Consider the following 15,741-nt stretch of genomic DNA (forward strand, 5'->3'; position numbering starts at 1 on the left):
ACCTCCCCAGGCAGCATCACCACTGCAGCGCCAGCGATCAACTCGCCACCCCGCTGACCCGATTACCGAGCCAACCTTCCTTGCAGAGGCACTAGCTGCGACACCCGCGAGGGCTGCACCGGAGAAATGGAAAACCGGAATGCAGCGACTTCGAACTGCGTGTGGCGTGCTGCACGCCATTGAATTCGACACCGCTTAAGGTCTGACTCGGTCCGCCCATCAGGGGCAGTTGAGTGGAGGGATTCGAAGGATGAAGTTCGAGAAAATCACTGCTGCCGTTTTCGTGGCCATCTCGGCCGTGGGTGTCACTGCGGCAACCGCCCATGCAGAGCTGGCCGTAACAGAGCAGCCGACTGCGGTGACTGCGGGGGGCACGACGTCCGGTGTGGATCACGGAATCAACTACCAGATCACCGTTTCGCCAGTCGATAGGGGCATTATCACCACCGTCGAGAATGGCGAGTTCGAGATCGCGGAGGACGGTGCGGTGGTGCTCGAGTCCGGCGACGGAGCGGCGGTGACCGAAATGCCGCAGTGGTACGCCGTCGACGGGCGTTCGATCGCGATTGCACAGCACATCGGTGCGGACGGCCGCACCCTGACGCTGACACCGACCCCGACGGCGGAAGATATTGCGCAACTGCAGGACATCAGCTCCTACGACCGACTCAAGGAGCAGATCAACAAGAACCTGCCCGGCGTCGTCGGCGGTGCCATCGTGGGCGGCATCCTCGGGGCGTGTCTGCCCCTGATATGGGGGATCAGCATTCCCGTGGGTGCGCTGATCGGTGCAACCGTCGGCGGATACGTCGTGGGCGGCCCGGAGTTCTTCGACGCCGTACAGGCGTGGGCCACCGGCCAGCCGTGATCCCGGGCAGGTGAAGTAGGCGCCGACTGGTCGGGGGTTGCGGAGCTGTGGAGGCTCGCAAGCGGGTGCTCGATGGCCTGGATGTGCTGGTCGCGCGGGGATCTGGTGCAGACGCGGCCGGGAGGGTTTCCCCGCCCGGCCGCGCACGCGGTCAGCAGTGCTCCTCTATGAACAGCATCCGCCGATCATCGTGAGTACGGAACTCGTGCGCCAGGAAACGGCCGGTTGACCAGTCTCCGCCAGGACCCTGGTAGTTGTTTTTGACCTTGCTCCAAAACCCAGATCGTTCGGAGTCCGCGAGGAGGCGCGGGTGTGTGCCACCGCATTCGCCGAGTATGACCGTGGCACGGGGATCCTTTAAGAGCCTTCGCACCACGCGCAGGTCGATGCGCCTCTTGTGGAGCTGCCAGATGCTGCCGACATCGTCTTGCAGCAGAACCGGCTGCTCCATCCAGTTCGGACTAGTGAGGAAATCCTCCATGCTCAAGTGTCCGGTGCATGATCCAGGTCGGTCATGTCATTTTCCGATGCGCCTCGATGAGCACGGCGACGACGAACGCGCCCCAACAGGGTGCGGAGGCCAATAGCAGGTGCGGTTGTCAGCGCTCGGCGAGGGCGGTCAGTGCTCGGTCCACATCGTCGGTGCTGTTGTAGAGATGGAAGGAGAAGCGCAGGCCGCCGCCGCGGGCGGATGTGATGATGCCCGCGGCTTCCAGGTGAGCTGCCGCATCGCCCGCGCCGGGCACCGAGATGATGGCTGAATCGGCGGGTACCGACTGGAAACCCAACTCTGCCAACCCGGTTCGGAACCGGGTGGCGAGTTCGCGGTTGTGGGCGCCGATCTTGTCGATGGTCAGCTCCTCGAGCAACGACAGACCTGCCAGCGCTGCAATGACGCCGAGCCAGTCCGGAGTGGAGTCGAATCGCTGGGCGGTGCTCGATAGTGCGATCGGATCGTAGAGTTCGGCCCAGCGGTCGGCCGCCGCGTACCAGCCGGGGCTGATCGGGCGCAACTCGGCGGCGGCTTCCGGCGCGGCGGCGAAGAATGTGACGCTGCGCGCGCCGATCAGCCACTTGAATGTCGCACACACCCAATAGTCGGCATCGTCGAAACGCAGCGGCAACCATCCGGCGGCCTGGGTGGCATCGGCCAGCAGTCGGGCATTGTGCGCCCGGGTGGCCGCGCGCAACAGCGGCATATCCGTGGTCCGGCCGTCCTTGGACTGCACGACGCTGACCGCGACCAATGCCGTTTCGGGCCGCACCTCTTCGGCAAGGCGCTCCAATGGCACGAACCGCACAGCGAGATCGCCGCGATGCACGAAAGGCATGGAGACGGAAGAGAATTCGCCTTCAGCGAGCAATACTTCCGCTCCCGGCGGCAATGCGGCGACCACCGGCGCGATCAGCCCGGCCACGGTTGCGCCGAGCGCGATATCGTCGACCGAAGCGCCCGCCAGCAATCGCGCGAACCCGGCCCGCAATTCGGGTACCAGATCATCCCGCGTCGCCGGTGCACCACGACCCGCCGCCCAGAACGCGTTCATCTCCTGCACCGCCGCCAATGAGCGCGCGGACGGCAATCCGTGCGAAGCGGTGTTCAGATAGGCGGTCTCGGTCGTGAACTCATCGGGCGCAAGCGAAGACATACCTGACACACTCCGCGCACGCCCCGCCCGAGTCGAGTGCCACCCACAAAATAGTGGACCCAAATCCAATCCTCACCCAGCATGCCGGGTAGCCCTCGGACAAGCGATCACCATGCGCTCACGCAGGCAAACGTCGAGAGCGCACCTGCACCAGCGCATTCTCGGCTCATGACGGTCGTTTTTTGGTGGGGCGCACGGTAGGTGGGGTGGGGGTGTTTTTTAGGCTGGATGGTGTTGTTCGATGGTTGTTTTGATTACCTGGGCGCCGCGTTCGACTCGGGGACGCACCTGGTCGGCGGCGTCGTGGGGCAGCACGTCGGTGACCCAAACCAGGGTGCTGCGACCGTTGTCGGTTGCGAGGACCTGGAAGGAGGCGTGGTGGTGGGTGAGTGGCAATTGGAAGCCCTCGACGGCCGAGTAGGCCAGTCTGCGTGCCTCGTCATCGATGGTGACGATCAGTTCGCGGATCACATTGCCGCCGGGCATGGTCAAAAATCTGACGTCGCCATCGATTCGGGTATCGACGACATATTCGGGCAGCAGGCGTTCGTGCACGGCGCCGATATCGCGCAGGGCCGCCCATACGTGCTTCGGGTCGACGTCGATCGAAATTTCATGCCGGATGGTGGCCATAACGGATCCACCTTATCGGCCGTCCTATTTCGGGGTCCCGGCCGCCCACATGTTGGACAGGAGTTGGTAGCTGGGGGTGTCGGCGAGGGATTGCATCGACTCGTAGATCCGCTGATAGCTCGTCGCGGTGATGCGCCAGCGGCCGTCGCTGTCGTGGCGGTAGCTGTCGGTGTAGTAGCCCGCGCCGCGGATCAGTACGCCGTATTCGGTGGCGATCACGGTGTCCTCGAAAGCCCAAGAGCCCGTTGCGGTATCGCCGTCCACGGTGATCTCCGGATGGTTGGCGATATGGGACGTGACGATGGCGGGCCCGAGGTTCTCGCGCATGAACGCGGTGACGGCGTCACGGCCGTCCAGGGTCAGCGGTGCGCCCATGGCGTGGGTGCCGTAGCGACCGGCGACGTCGACGGCGAGGGTGTCCGCGAAGTCGTCCCATTGCTTGAGATCCAGGGTTCGGAAGTAGCGGTACTTGAGCTGGCGGACGGCTTCGATGGCGTCGAGATCCATCCGTTCAGCTTGGCACTCACGAAGCGGCAAAACAAGAACTTGTTCTAGCCGTCCGACGGAGCTGTCGGCTGTGCGGCCGCGGCCTGTGCGGCAAGGCCGTCCAGGACCGCGATGTGGGCGGATGGCACCTGGATATCCATGAATACCGCGCCCGGCTCGGCGGGGGTGAACGCGAAGCTGAAGAAGGCGCAGCAGCTCGATTCGCGGGCCGCGAGATCTTGCGCGCTCGCCGTGGCCGCGGCGTCGAGTTCGAGTCGGAGCAGGGTCGGCGCCGGGCGCTCGATCTTGCGCAGTGCCGTGGCGAACAGAAGCGCGAACTCACCTACGCGCAATGGCTGTTGTTCGGTGGGCAACGTGCACGCCTCCGGTGCCACCCACATCGGATTCTCGCCGAGCATTCCGGCCACCTCCACGAGGCTATTGATATCTGCCAAAACGGTAGCGCGGAATCCGCGCCGGGAAAAGCATCGGATCCGCCCCGCAATTGCGGGTGTTCGCGCGGGCACAGCGGGTATCCAGTTGGTGGACGCAGTAGTCGGCGCGCCCCGCTGCGCCCACCGCATCGCAAGTTCATCTTGGCCAGGAGTCCGCCATGACCGAAGGTCGCACCCCACACGAACAGCATGACCCGTCCATTGACCAGCAGCTGGCACTGCGTACCGCCGCGCGCCGATTGGAGCGCGAATTCGACGAGGTCCCCGACGAAACCGTCGACCAGTGCTTGCGCTCCGCCTATGACCACGTCGCGAACCACGCCACCATCGACAACTTCCTGCCGTTGCTGGCCGAGCGTTACACCCGCGAATGGCTACACGCGATGACCGAGGATGAGCCGACTAACCGCAGCGCCCCGCGGCACGCCGAATCACCTGCTCGGCGTCGCCGCTGATCCGGCCCACCAGATCGGCGGCCGACTCCAGGCCGTCGATCAGGCCGACCGCCTCGCCCGCCCAGGTCGGCACACAGTCCAGATCGCCCCGCTCGGCCGCGTCTCGATACCGTTGTCGCGCAACCGAATCGGCCGCGAGTTCGGCTTCGCGGCCGTGCCACTCGTCGAGGAAGCTATTGCGCAGCGTGCGGGCGGTGTATTCGGCGGGCCACGGGGATTCGCGCGCGATATCGATGATCCGGTTGCGTTCGGTGTCACCCGCATCGGCCTCGACGATGGCCTTTGCCTGTTCGGCGGATATCAGGGCTTCTGGTGTGGCCTCGAAGCGCGTCCCGATCAGCGCGCCGGCCGCACCCAGCACGAGTGCGGCGGCCAGCCCGCGACCGTCGGCTATGCCGCCCGCGGCGAGTACCGGCACCGTCCCCGCCAGATCCACGACCGCTGGTACGAACGGCAGCGTGCCGCGCGCGCCGCCGTGTCCGCCCGCCTCGCCGCCCTGTGCGACCAGGACATGCGCGCCCGCGTCGAGGGCGCGGGCGGCCTCATCCGTGGTGGTCACCTGGACGAGCAGGCGAATATCGGCCGCCAGTACGGCATCCGCGTACGGTGTGGGATCGCCGAAGGACAACATGATCGCCGCCGGGCGGCGCTCTACTACTCGCAGTACGGCATCGAGATCGGTTGCCCAGCTCAATAACCCAACGCCCCAGGGCTTTTCGGTGCGGGCCGCGAGTACCCCGCATTCCCGATCGAGCAGGTCCGGATCGCCGCCACCGGCGCCGATCAGGCCGAATCCGCCGCCCTCGGAAACCGCGGCGGCCAACTCGCCGCCCGCCACCCCGCCCATCGGGGCCAGCATGACCGGGTGCTCGATGCCGAACATCTCGGTGAGATCGGTACGCAATGCCATGACCAGCCCCTTCGTCGCCCTCGACTGCCGTCCTCGACGATACGTCCCTGGGGTGGTCAGAGATCCGGTCGCACCAGGATCTGAATGTGATCGTCCGGATTGCGCAGTGCGTCGATGGCACCGGCGACGCCGCTCAGCCCGACCTGATCGGTAATGAGCGAGGCGGCATCGATGATGCCGTCGGCAATGCGGTGCAGGGTCTTCGCGTACTCCTCATGCGGGTAGACCATGCACATCTGCAGCGAGATGTCCTTGTAGATGCCGACGATCGGGCGGATGACATCATCGGTCATCACCGCGCCGACCTGGAGAATCGTGGTCTGGCGCGGGACCTTGTACATCAGCTCGTTGATCATGCCGGGGACCGCGGCACAGACCCAGACGTGCAGGAGCTGGCCGGGGGAGGCGGCCTCCCGCCAGACCTCGATCGGATCTGCGACAGCGGGGTCGACAACGCGATGCGCACCGAGCCGCAATGCCGTATCGCGCCGCAGCTTCGACGGATCGGAGGCGACAATCGGGGCGACCCCGCGCTCGGCTAGCGCGGCGACCGCACCCAAACCCACCGGGCCGCAACCGATCACGATGCCGGAGCCGCCGGGCCCGATCCCGGTGCGCGCGACATTGCCGAAGCCGACGGCGAGCGGTTCGGTAAGCGCCGCGACGTGCGGTGCGACCGAATCCGGAATCGGCTCCAACGCCATGGCCTGCAACACCATGCGTTCGCCGTAGCCGCCCGGGAATTCATTGGAGAACCCGACACCGTGGATCTGGCCGACATGATCGATGGCCCATGGCAGGGCCACCACCAGCTGTCCCTCGGTATGCGGGGTATCCGGTCCGGCCGAGACCACTCGTGCCGCGATTTCGTGACCCATGACGACATCGCGATCGGGATCGAATTGGAAAGTGGGGACACCGCTGTCGCGGGAGGCCTGCAGGAATTCGTCGGTGTAGTCCAGGGCCTGCTTATCGGATCCGCAGATACCGCAGGAAATCGTCTCGACCAGGACCTGGCCGGGTCCGGGCACGGGCTCCGGCACCTCGTCGACGACCAGCGCACCGGCCCGCATCACCACCGCGCGCATCAGTTGGCCTCCTCGGTGCCCAGTGCGGAAGCCAAGGTCTGGCCGTACTTTTCGAAGGCACTCTGAATGCCAGCGGTCAGGCCGCCGATCATGCGTTCGCTATTGGCATGCGCCCACTCCAGCGAGGCGGTGCGATTGCGGTTGGCCCGGGTGAAATGCGGGATCACCTGTTCGGCGAAGAGTCGGGCCGAACGCTGGGTGGCGTCCCAGTCCGCGATATTCAGTCCGAGCAGCAGGAAGGTGCCGAAGCCGCCGGACTGTTCGGCGAGTTTCTCGATGGTCGCGATGGCATCGTCGGGGGTACCGATGGTGGCGCGGCCGAAGGCCGGGAACCCTGCACCGGTCCACTGTTCGACGGCGGCGCGGGCCGAGGTATTCCACGGCGCGCTGCGGCCGCTGAGTTTTTCGATGTAGTCGACGAGATGTCCGACGCCCCATTCGGCTTCGCGCATCGCCTGTTCGCGGGTTTCGGCGATGTGCATCGGCGCGACCAGCCGCCATTTGGCGCGTTCGACAGTATGGCCGTGTTCGGCCATGGTCTTCTCATAGACCTGCCAATTCGGCAGCAGCGCATCGTATCCGCTGGGATCGGAGGCCGCCAGGGACAGCAGACCGGCACCGTGCCGTCCGGCCAGCACCGCGCCGGACGGTGAAATCGTCGAGGCCACCGCCATTTCCAGACCGTCGACCTGATAGGGCAGCAGTTGCAGGCGGGCCTCGCTCAGGTGATACCAGTCGCTTTCGGCGGTCACCGTCTCACCGCGCAGCAGGCGGACCAGTACGTCCATGGATTCGTGCATCATGTCGCGCTGGCGGACCGGATCGATGCCCATCATGGCGGCATCGGTGGCCAGCTGACCGGGGCCGACGCCCATCATGGTGCGGCCCATGGTCAGGTGATCCAGCAGGCAGATGCGGTCGGCGAGCATCATCGGCTGGTGGTAGGGCAGGGAGTTCACACCGGTGCCCAGACGGATGCGGCTGGTCCGCTGGGCCGCGGCGGCGAGGAATACCTCGGGTGCGGCGATGATCTCCAGTCCGGCCGAATGATGTTCGCCGACCCAGGCCTCGGCGAAGCCGAGTCGGTCGGCCAGCTCCACCAGTGCGAGGTCGCGCTGGAGTTGCAGGGTCGGGTTGCCGGTGAGCGGATGGTAGGGGGCGATGAAGAATCCGAACCTGGTTGGGCCGAACTGGTTGTCGCTCATTCAATTGTCCTTACGTGCGGTGGTTCAGCTGCGGTCCCAGTCGTGACCCCAATAGCTGTCGGCCGTCATTTCCTCTGCGGTGTAGGTGGTTTCGTCCACCAGCACACCCTCGGTGCCGAATTCGAGATCCCAGCCGCCCGGCGTACGGACGTAAAAGGAGATCATCTTGTCGTTGGTGTGGCGGCCCAGCGTGGAGGACAGGTGGTATCCGGCCTTGTTCACCCGATCCAGGGCACGGCCGACATCATCGAGACGGTCGACCTCGACCATGATGTGCACCAGGCCCGAGCCCTCCTTACCGCCGGAGGGGATCAGCGCCAGGCTGTGGTGGCGCTGATTCACACCGAGGAAGCGGATGCGCACCGGACCGTACTCGGGCGGCGTCGGCAGCCGGAACGCGCCGCGCGGCAGGAAACCGAGGACGTCGGTGTAGAAACGGAACGCGCCGTCGAGGTCGGGCACCGGCAGCACCACGTGGCCGAGACCGAGACCCTCGGTGACGAAACGGTTTCCGTGTTTGCCGACGACGGGGCTGTGGTCGAGGACCGGGCCGTGGAAGATCTCGATGGTGGTGCCGGAGGGATCGCGGAAGGTGATCGCCTCCTCCACGCTGCGGGCATCCGCCTCGGCCACGGTGAGCGCGGCAACTTCGATTCCGGCCTGCTCCACCGCCTCTCGCGCCTCGGCGAGCGCACGGTGGTCGCGCACCTCCCAGCCGATGGCGAGCACCTTGTCGGTCTCGCCCGGCACCAGGACCAGGCGCGCGACGTGCTCGTCCATGCGCAGGTAGATCGCGTCCGGATCCGGACCGGTACCCTCGGCGAAGCCGATCACATCGAAGGCGAAGGTGCGCCAGGCCGCCGGATCGGCGACCGCGACCTTCACATAGCCGAGCGAGCTGATAATGCCCATAGGGTGTTCTCCTCATTCATAGGTGATCCGGACCGTGTCGGTTACCGGCACCGCCTGGCAGGCCAGCACATAGCCGTCGGCCAGGTCCTCGCGTTCCAGTACTTCGTTGCGCAGCAGCTTCACTTCGCCGTCGACGACCCGGCAGACGCACGCGCTGCAGGCGCCCTCACGGCAGGAGTACGGTGCTTCGACGCCGCGGGCGAGCAGTAGATCGAGCAGCACTGTATTACGTGGCCAGGGGAATTCGTTGGTAGTGCCGTCGAGTTCGACCTCGACGAGCGCGGCGTCGCCGGTATCGTCGTCGACCTCGGCGAAGGGGTCGCCCGATAGCGAAACGAACTTCTCGACATGCACGCGGGTGCGGTCCATGCCGAGATTGCCGGACGCCTCGACCACGGCGTCCATGAAGGGCACCGGGCCGCAGACGAATACCTCGCGGTCCGACCACGGCGCGACCAGGGTGGTCAGTGTCCGCACCGACGGCAAGCCCTGTACGGACTCGAGCCAATGCAGCGCGACCAGGCGATCCGGATAGGCAGCGGTCAGCGACCGCAGTTCGTCGGCGAAGATCACCGAGTCATCGTCGCGGTTGGCATAGATCAGGGTGCAGCGTCCGGACCCCTGCGCCAGCGCCGATTTCAGGATGGACAGCACCGGCGTGATCCCGCTGCCCGCCGCGAGCAGCAGCAGATCGGTGTCGAGCGAGTCGGGCGTGAAGACTCCCGCGGGCGCCAGACTATCGATGGTCATGCCCGCGACGGCGTTATCGCACAGCCAGTTCGAACCGTAGCCGCCCTCGGTCCGTTTGACGGTGACCTTGAGCGGCCCGTCCTCGTGCGGTGCGCTGGACAGCGAGTACGAGCGGGCCACCGAACCGGTTCGCGCACTGGGTATCCGCAGTGTCAGGAACTGGCCGGGGCGATAGGTCAGTGGCCGACCCGATTCGGCGACCAGTTCCAGCGATACCGCGTCGTGGGTTTCGGCGATTACGCGAACCACCCGCAGCGTTTCCGCCGTGCTCACAGCAGATCCCTATCACGCGTGGTCAACCCGACTTCACCCGAGGTGACGGCCTTTTCGATACTGTCGCGCAAGGCCGCGCAGCCGCGCACCGGCCCGCCGCCATCGCGGGCGAACTCGGCACAGTGCGCGCGAGCGGCGGAACTCCACTGCACACTCGTATGCGCGGGGCTGAATTTGACCACGGACACCTGGTTTCGACAGGCGTGGCAGGTGACGCAATCCATCACTGGTCCGTTCAGGCGTCCGCGCGTTGGGCGGCCAGATTCTCGGCGACCTCGGCCTCCCACGCGGTGATCGCGCGGGTGGTGTCGACCTCGAATTCGAAGCGGTCGGTCATCTTCGGCTCCACCTCGGCGATATCGGTATAGAACTGCTCGTACCAGCGCCGCAGCTGATAGACCGGTCCGTCCTCCTCACACAGCAGCGGATTGTCGATGCGGGTCTTGCGCTCCCAGATCGCCACATCCTGTTCGAAACCGCGGCCGAGTCCATTGGCGAAGCGCACCGCCATCGCCTCGGCCTCATCGGCCGAGAGTCCGGGCAGCTTCTTCACGATCGCGCCGTACTGCAGCACGAACTTGGTGGGCGAGACCGGGTAGTGGCAGTTGATCAGCACGGATTCGACTGTCTGCCCATTGGATTCGTTGACGAGGTAATCGATCATGTAGGAAGGGCCGTAATAGTGCGCCTCCGAATGCAGCGTGTTCTGGCCGCCCGCTTCCTTGGCCAGTTCACCCTGCATATCCTCGCGGCCTATCGAGGTCATGTACTGACTGGCGATGTGCCCCTCGAAGACGTTCTTGAAGTAGGTCGGGAAGGCGTAGTGCACATAGAAGAAATGCGCCATATCCACGACGTTGTCGATAACCTCGCGACAGTTCGCACCCTCGATGGTGATCTGATTCCAGGTCCAGTCGCTCCACTCGTCGCTGAACGCGCCCTCGATCCGGGGAATCGCGACATCCGCGGGCGGTGGATTGCCCTCCGGATCGTTCCAGACGAACAGCTGCTTGTTCTGCTCCATCGTGACCCAGGACTTGGTGCGGGCCAGCGGGGGCACCCGGCGGGCGTAGGGGATCGCGGCGCAGCGGCCATTGCCCTTCCAGCGCCAGTCGTGGAACGGGCAGGCGATGGTGTCGCCCTTGATGGTGCCGTCGCCGAGGTTGCCACCCATATGCCTGCAGTAGGCGTCGAGCACATGCGGCGTGCCGTCCTCGCCCGCGAACACCACCAGTTCGGTGCCGAAGATTTCGATGGTGTGCGGTTTACCGTCGCGGAAGCTGTCGGCAAGGCCGATGCAGTGCCAGCCGCGGGCGTATCGGGTCGGCGGGGCGCCGGTGTCGATCACGCGCACCTGGTCGTCGGTGTTCGCCGGGCTCATTGGTCCTCCACGTTCGTCGTCCGTGTCGTTGTGCTTCGATGGTTCGGCGGTGTCCGCCGTTGCCGAAAGGCGGCGTCCCACTGGTCGGGAGCAAGCTCAAACGCTGGTAAGGCGCTCGAATCCGGAGCGGTAGAACAGCAGCGGGTCGGCCTCACGGTCCGCCCCGAGCGCGGTGACATTGCCGATGACGATGGTGTGATCGCCGCCGTCGAGTTCGCCGCCGAGTTCGCAATCGATCCACGCGATCGATCCGGCCAGTAGCGGTGAGCCATTGGGGGACGGCCGCCAATCGAGGCCGTCGAATTTATCGGCACCGCTGCGGCCGAGCTGTCTGCACACATCCTCCTGATCCGCGGCGAGCACGTTCACGCAGAACTTGCTGGCGGTCCGGATGCGCGGCCAGGTGGTGGAGGTCCTGGCCGGGAACAGGGCCACCGCGGGCGGATCGAGGGACAGTGCGGAGAAGGACTGGCAGGCGAACCCGATGGGTTCGGCGCCGTCCAGGGCGGTGATCGCGGTGACTCCGGTGGCGAACCGGCCGAGGACGGCCTTGAAGTCGAGCACGACGGCCATGGCGCTCCTAGTTTCGACTAGAAATATTCCGTTTCGCCATGAAGGTAAGCGGCGCGCTCGGTGGGCTGTCAATAACGGATTCCGGCTACCGAGAAGATCCGTAGCGATCTCCGTAGTTTTCGGGATTCCGGGTTGTCCGCGCGCCGGCACTGTGATGGGGGACACGAACAGGTGTGCCGAAAACGGACATGCCTAATCGAAATAATCTAAGCTAGATGCGCTACACATTGGAGGTGCGCCATGACGGTCGAGGTGCTGACCGGCCCGCAGTCCGAACAGCTGTTGTCGGGTTCGGGTCGACCGACCACCCGGCCCGCGCAGACGCCGGTATCCATGATCGAGCGGATGACGCTGATCCTAGACGCTTTCGACGGTTCGACACCGACCCTGACGCTACTCGGCCTCGCCGAACGCACCGGCCTGCCCCGGTCCACCGTGCACCGGATTCTGGACCAGATGATCCGGCTGCGCTGGCTGGCACACGCGCCCGGCGGTTACCGACTCGGCATGCGTCCGCTCGAACTGGGCGGACTCGCCGCCGACCACAACGAGATTCGCGATGTGGTGAGTCCACTGCTGCACGATCTGTGTCAGCGGACCGGCATGGTCGGCCATCTCGGCGTGCTCGACGGGCGCGAGGTGCTGTACCTGGACAAGGCCGGTGGCCGGCTTACCGCCAGCATCCCGACCCGCCTCGGCGGGCGGATGCCCGCGCACACCACGGCTCTCGGCAAGGCGCTGCTGGCCTCGCTGGAGCCGAGCATTGTCGAGACATCCTTCCGGGACCGGTTGCCGCAATTGACGCCGCGCACCATCTGCGACAAGGCGGAACTGCATCGTGAGCTGACCAGGATCCGGCACCGGCAGGGTGTTGCCCTGGACAACGAGGAGTCGCTTACCGGGATCGCCTGCGTGGCCGTGCCGATTCGGGGTCGGGGGGCCGCCGTGGGGGCGCTGTCGCTGTCCGGCCAAATCGGCGGGGAGCGAACGGCTCTGGATACCGCCCGGTTGGCGCGCGTCCTGGTCGAGGTGGCGCATGAGGCGGGACGTGCACTGTTTCCGCGCCACGCGCGCTGGCGGTGATCATTCGGCCGTCTTAGGCGGCGGGCTCGGCTAGCGTCGGAGTGGGGGCCTCGGTGAGGAGGGCGACGTGATCTACAGCGATGAGCATCAGGAATTCCGGGCGCTGGTACGGCGGTATGTCGAGCAGAAGATCAATCCGCATGTCGATGAGTGGGAACGCGCCGAGTGGATGCCGTTGCACGAGATCTTCGCGGATATGGCGAAACTCGGGATGCTCGGGCTGGAATACGATCCGGCCTACGGTGGCCAGGGCGCGGACCACCTGTTCACGGTGGTGCTGTGTCAGGAACTCGGCCGGGTCGCGCACGGATCGTTCCCGATGGCGCTCGGCGTGCACGTCGCGATGGCGACGCCGTCATTGCATGCGCACGGCAGTGCGGAACTCAAACAGGAGTTTCTCGCGCCCGCCATGCGCGGCGAGCTGGTCTGCGGTGTCGCGGTCACCGAACCGGAGGCCGGTTCGGATGTGGCGGGGATCCGGACGCACGCCCGTCGCGACGGTGCCGACTGGGTGATCAATGGCTCGAAGATGTTCATTACCAACGCCCTTCAGGCCGACTGGCTGTGCACCTTGGTGCGCACCTCCGACGAGGGCGGCTACCGCGGCATCAGCCAGATCATCATTCCCACCAGAACTCCTGGATTCCGGGTCGACCGCAAACTCGACAAGCTCGGTATGCGTGCCTCCGATACCGGTCTGCTCACCCTCGACAATGTCCGAGTTCCCGTGCGCAACACCGTCGGTGAGATCGGGCGCGGCTTCCAGCAGCAGATGTCGCAGTTCGTGATGGAGCGAATGTTCGCCTCCTACAGCGTGCCCATCACCTGCGCACTCGAACTGGAACTCACCCGCGACTATGCCCGACAGCGCAAAGTGTTCGGCCACCCGCTGACCGCGAACCAGTATCTGCAATACACCTACGCCGAACTCGCCGCCCGCGTCGATATGCTGCGCGCCTATACCGAGACCACCGCCCAGTCCTATATGGCGGGCACCGATGTCACCCGCATGGCCACGATCTGCAAACTGGAAGCCGCCCGCCTCGGCCGCCGGGTGGCGGACTGGTGCCTGCAGATCCACGGTGGCATGGGGTATATGGAGGAAACCTGGACCTCGCGCGCCTTCCGTGACAGCCGCCTGCTCAGCATCGGCGGCGGTGCCGACGAGGTGATGCTCCGCGTGCTGTCCATGATGGACGGCTTCACCGACTGACCGGCGCACGAAAACGGGCCGGAACCCGATGGTCCCGGCCCGCTGTCCGCGTCGTGTCAGTGGGCGGTGCCGCCGGTGGCGGGGGTGCGGCCGTGGCGCATGACGAGGGCGATCAGCAGGGCGATCACCGAGGCACCCGCCGCGAACCAGAAGCCCATTTCGTAGCCGTGGTCGGCGAAGACCTGCGGGATGACAGATCCTTGTGCGGGCTGACCGGCGACGCTCACCTGCGCGGTGATCGGACTGGCGTTGAGGTAGGCGGTGACAATGGCCAAGCCGATGGCGACGCCCATGGATTGCATGACGCCGAGCATGCCGAGGCTGATGCCCTGCTGTTCCTGTGGCACGGCCTCGACCATGAGAATGGGCATGGACGCGTAGTAGAAACCGAATCCGATGCCGAATGCGGCACTCACCCACAGGAATACGACCCAGGTGTGGGGCAGGACGGCGTAGCCGACGCCCGCGCCGACGAACAGCATGAGCGCGAAGACCAATGGCAGCCGGGCTCCGATCTTACGGGCCAGCGCACCGGCCAGGGCGCCGCAGATCATGGCGAGTACGGACTGCAGCAGTGCGACTCGGACGGCGAATTGCAAAAGGGTGAAGCCATTTCCGTAGCTGTATCCGGGATCCAGTAGCACCTGGACCATCGCGGGCGGCATCGACTGACCGGTCTGCTGCTGGATCTGCGCGAGGGTGGCCTGCTGGACACCGGCGGCAACGGTATCGGAGTCCGGGGTCTGGGTCATATAGCCCAGCGCGTAGGACTGGACGCCGATGAGGAACGACGCGAACAGCGCACCACCGAGGACCAGCGCCACCCGCGGATGGAACAGCAGTTTCATATCCATGATCGGCCGGGTGACGCGCAACTCGACCACGACGAACAACACCAGCAACGCGATGCCGCCGAACAGCCAGGCCAGCGTGAGCGGTTCGCGCCAACCCCAGTCCTGGCCCTTGTCGAGGTAGATCAGCGTCAACGCGGCCCCGGCGGACAGCAGTACCGCACCGAACACATCGATGCGCTCGCTGACCCGCAACTTCGATTCGGGCACCACGATCCACACCAGCGGCAGCATCAGCAGTGTGAATCCGGCCAGCACCCAGAAGATCGCGCGCCAGCTGTAGTTGTCGACGAGGTATCCGCCGAGCAGCGGCCCGCCGACCGCGGACAGTCCGAGCCCGGTCGCCGTGACACCGAGGCCGAGCGGAACATATTTGCGCGGCAGTAGATCTCGGATCAATCCATAGGCGATGACCGCGGTGGCGATCGCGGTCGCCTGCAATCCGCGCCCGATCAGGAACAGCCCCCAGGAGCTGGTGACCGCGTCGATCGCGCATCCGATCATGAAGAGCACACCGCAGACCAGGAACATCCGCTTCTTGCCCCAGACATCGCTCATCTTGCCGATGAGCGGGGACGCGGCGGCGCCGATGAGGCCGAAGACGATAATGGCCCAGTTGATATTGGCGCCGACGCCGGGGAAGGTCGGTGCGATCTTCTGTAGTGCGGCCGCGACGATCGTGTACTGCATCGGGGCGACCTCGGTGAACGCCACGATGACCGCGAGAACGGCGAATATCCTGGCGGGCGATACGCCGTCGAGTCGGCCGGTATCAGCGGATTCGATTGCGCCGCTGGGTCTTTCGGCGGCGGTATCTTTGGAAATGGTGGACATGAATCGTGCTCCGCAGTTCGGGAACGACCTGGTGGTGTTCGATGGTGATGATTTGTGAAACCTGTCACAAAGCGTTGTCGGTCGTATCTTTCGAATCCCACTGAACGGGATGTTTCACCCGG

At 65.5% G+C, this 15,741-nt stretch carries 18 protein-coding genes; 4 read left to right on the forward strand and 14 right to left on the reverse strand.

The annotated features are described in order from the left end of the window. Window positions 1-250 precede the first annotated feature (250 nt). Window positions 251-868, forward strand: coding sequence for a hypothetical protein (locus ABZ293_RS08385; protein ID WP_355178569.1), 618 nt, complete (start codon window positions 251-253; stop codon window positions 866-868). Between the two features lie 151 nt (window positions 869-1,019). On the opposite strand, the gene ABZ293_RS08390 is transcribed toward ABZ293_RS08385, so the two are convergent. The 5 genes from ABZ293_RS08390 to ABZ293_RS08410 all read right to left on the reverse strand — a co-directional run bounded on the left by ABZ293_RS08390 (window position 1,020) and on the right by ABZ293_RS08410 (window position 4,091). Then, window positions 1,020-1,349 carry a hypothetical protein gene (locus ABZ293_RS08390; RefSeq protein ID WP_355178571.1) on the reverse strand — a complete coding sequence of 110 codons (330 nt, stop codon included), beginning with the start codon at window positions 1,347-1,349 and terminating at the stop codon, window positions 1,020-1,022. Window positions 1,350-1,467: 118 nt separating this feature from the next. Beyond that, the gene (locus ABZ293_RS08395; protein ID WP_355178573.1) at window positions 1,468-2,517 is read right to left on the reverse strand and encodes an aminotransferase class V-fold PLP-dependent enzyme; all 1,050 of its coding nucleotides are present in this window, start codon (window positions 2,515-2,517) and stop codon (window positions 1,468-1,470) included. A gap of 219 nt (window positions 2,518-2,736) precedes the next feature. Then, window positions 2,737-3,150: an SRPBCC family protein gene (locus ABZ293_RS08400; protein ID WP_355178575.1), complete on the reverse strand. Its 414-nt coding sequence runs from the start codon at window positions 3,148-3,150 to the stop codon at window positions 2,737-2,739. Window positions 3,151-3,174: 24 nt separating this feature from the next. Then, window positions 3,175-3,657 (reverse strand): nuclear transport factor 2 family protein, encoded by a 483-nt coding sequence (locus ABZ293_RS08405; protein ID WP_355178577.1) that lies wholly within the window; start codon window positions 3,655-3,657, stop codon window positions 3,175-3,177. Window positions 3,658-3,701: 44 nt separating this feature from the next. Next, window positions 3,702-4,091: a hypothetical protein gene (locus ABZ293_RS08410; protein ID WP_355178579.1), complete on the reverse strand. Its 390-nt coding sequence runs from the start codon at window positions 4,089-4,091 to the stop codon at window positions 3,702-3,704. A gap of 158 nt (window positions 4,092-4,249) precedes the next feature. Here ABZ293_RS08410 and ABZ293_RS08415 point away from each other — a divergent pair, with 158 nt between their 5' ends. Continuing rightward, window positions 4,250-4,546 carry a three-helix bundle dimerization domain-containing protein gene (locus ABZ293_RS08415; RefSeq protein ID WP_355178581.1) on the forward strand — a complete coding sequence of 99 codons (297 nt, stop codon included), beginning with the start codon at window positions 4,250-4,252 and terminating at the stop codon, window positions 4,544-4,546. Here ABZ293_RS08415 and ABZ293_RS08420 read toward each other — a convergent pair. The 8 genes from ABZ293_RS08420 to ABZ293_RS08455 all read right to left on the reverse strand — a co-directional run bounded on the left by ABZ293_RS08420 (window position 4,494) and on the right by ABZ293_RS08455 (window position 11,638). Continuing rightward, window positions 4,494-5,456 carry a nitronate monooxygenase gene (locus tag ABZ293_RS08420; protein WP_355178583.1) on the reverse strand — a complete coding sequence of 321 codons (963 nt, stop codon included), beginning with the start codon at window positions 5,454-5,456 and terminating at the stop codon, window positions 4,494-4,496. The genes ABZ293_RS08415 and ABZ293_RS08420 overlap by 53 nt on opposite strands. Window positions 5,457-5,512: 56 nt before the next feature. Continuing rightward, window positions 5,513-6,544: a zinc-binding dehydrogenase gene (locus ABZ293_RS08425; protein ID WP_355178585.1), complete on the reverse strand. Its 1,032-nt coding sequence runs from the start codon at window positions 6,542-6,544 to the stop codon at window positions 5,513-5,515. After that, entirely contained in the window at window positions 6,544-7,749 is a 1,206-nt protein-coding gene (locus tag ABZ293_RS08430; protein WP_355178587.1) for an LLM class flavin-dependent oxidoreductase, read from the reverse strand. The genes ABZ293_RS08425 and ABZ293_RS08430 overlap by 1 nt, the downstream gene beginning before the upstream one ends. A gap of 24 nt (window positions 7,750-7,773) precedes the next feature. Then, on the reverse strand, window positions 7,774-8,661 hold the full coding sequence (locus tag ABZ293_RS08435) for a VOC family protein (protein ID WP_355178588.1): 888 nt from the start codon (window positions 8,659-8,661) through the stop codon (window positions 7,774-7,776). A gap of 12 nt (window positions 8,662-8,673) precedes the next feature. Then, complete coding sequence (locus tag ABZ293_RS08440) at window positions 8,674-9,684, reverse strand: ferredoxin--NADP reductase (protein WP_355178590.1); 1,011 nt, start codon at window positions 9,682-9,684, stop codon at window positions 8,674-8,676. Beyond that, entirely contained in the window at window positions 9,681-9,866 is a 186-nt protein-coding gene (locus ABZ293_RS08445) for a hypothetical protein (protein ID WP_354956258.1), read from the reverse strand. Before ABZ293_RS08445 ends, ABZ293_RS08440 begins: the two co-directional genes overlap by 4 nt. Window positions 9,867-9,919: 53 nt before the next feature. After that, window positions 9,920-11,065 carry a Rieske 2Fe-2S domain-containing protein gene (locus tag ABZ293_RS08450; RefSeq protein WP_355178592.1) on the reverse strand — a complete coding sequence of 382 codons (1,146 nt, stop codon included), beginning with the start codon at window positions 11,063-11,065 and terminating at the stop codon, window positions 9,920-9,922. A gap of 96 nt (window positions 11,066-11,161) precedes the next feature. Beyond that, the gene (locus ABZ293_RS08455; protein WP_355178594.1) at window positions 11,162-11,638 is read right to left on the reverse strand and encodes a flavin reductase family protein; all 477 of its coding nucleotides are present in this window, start codon (window positions 11,636-11,638) and stop codon (window positions 11,162-11,164) included. A 240-nt stretch (window positions 11,639-11,878) separates the two neighbouring features. Here ABZ293_RS08455 and ABZ293_RS08460 point away from each other — a divergent pair, with 240 nt between their 5' ends. Further along, window positions 11,879-12,721, forward strand: coding sequence for an IclR family transcriptional regulator (locus ABZ293_RS08460; RefSeq protein WP_355178596.1), 843 nt, complete (start codon window positions 11,879-11,881; stop codon window positions 12,719-12,721). A 67-nt stretch (window positions 12,722-12,788) separates the two neighbouring features. After that, on the forward strand, window positions 12,789-13,934 hold the full coding sequence (locus tag ABZ293_RS08465) for an acyl-CoA dehydrogenase family protein (RefSeq protein WP_355178598.1): 1,146 nt from the start codon (window positions 12,789-12,791) through the stop codon (window positions 13,932-13,934). A 56-nt stretch (window positions 13,935-13,990) separates the two neighbouring features. Here the strand turns inward: ABZ293_RS08465 and ABZ293_RS08470 are convergent, their stop codons facing one another. Beyond that, window positions 13,991-15,619 carry an MFS transporter gene (locus ABZ293_RS08470; RefSeq protein ID WP_355178600.1) on the reverse strand — a complete coding sequence of 543 codons (1,629 nt, stop codon included), beginning with the start codon at window positions 15,617-15,619 and terminating at the stop codon, window positions 13,991-13,993. Between the last annotated feature and the right edge of the window lie 122 nt (window positions 15,620-15,741).

This window comes from Nocardia sp. NPDC005998, from assembly GCF_040614395.1.
In the GTDB taxonomy this organism is placed as follows: Bacteria; Actinomycetota; Actinomycetes; order Mycobacteriales; family Mycobacteriaceae; genus Nocardia.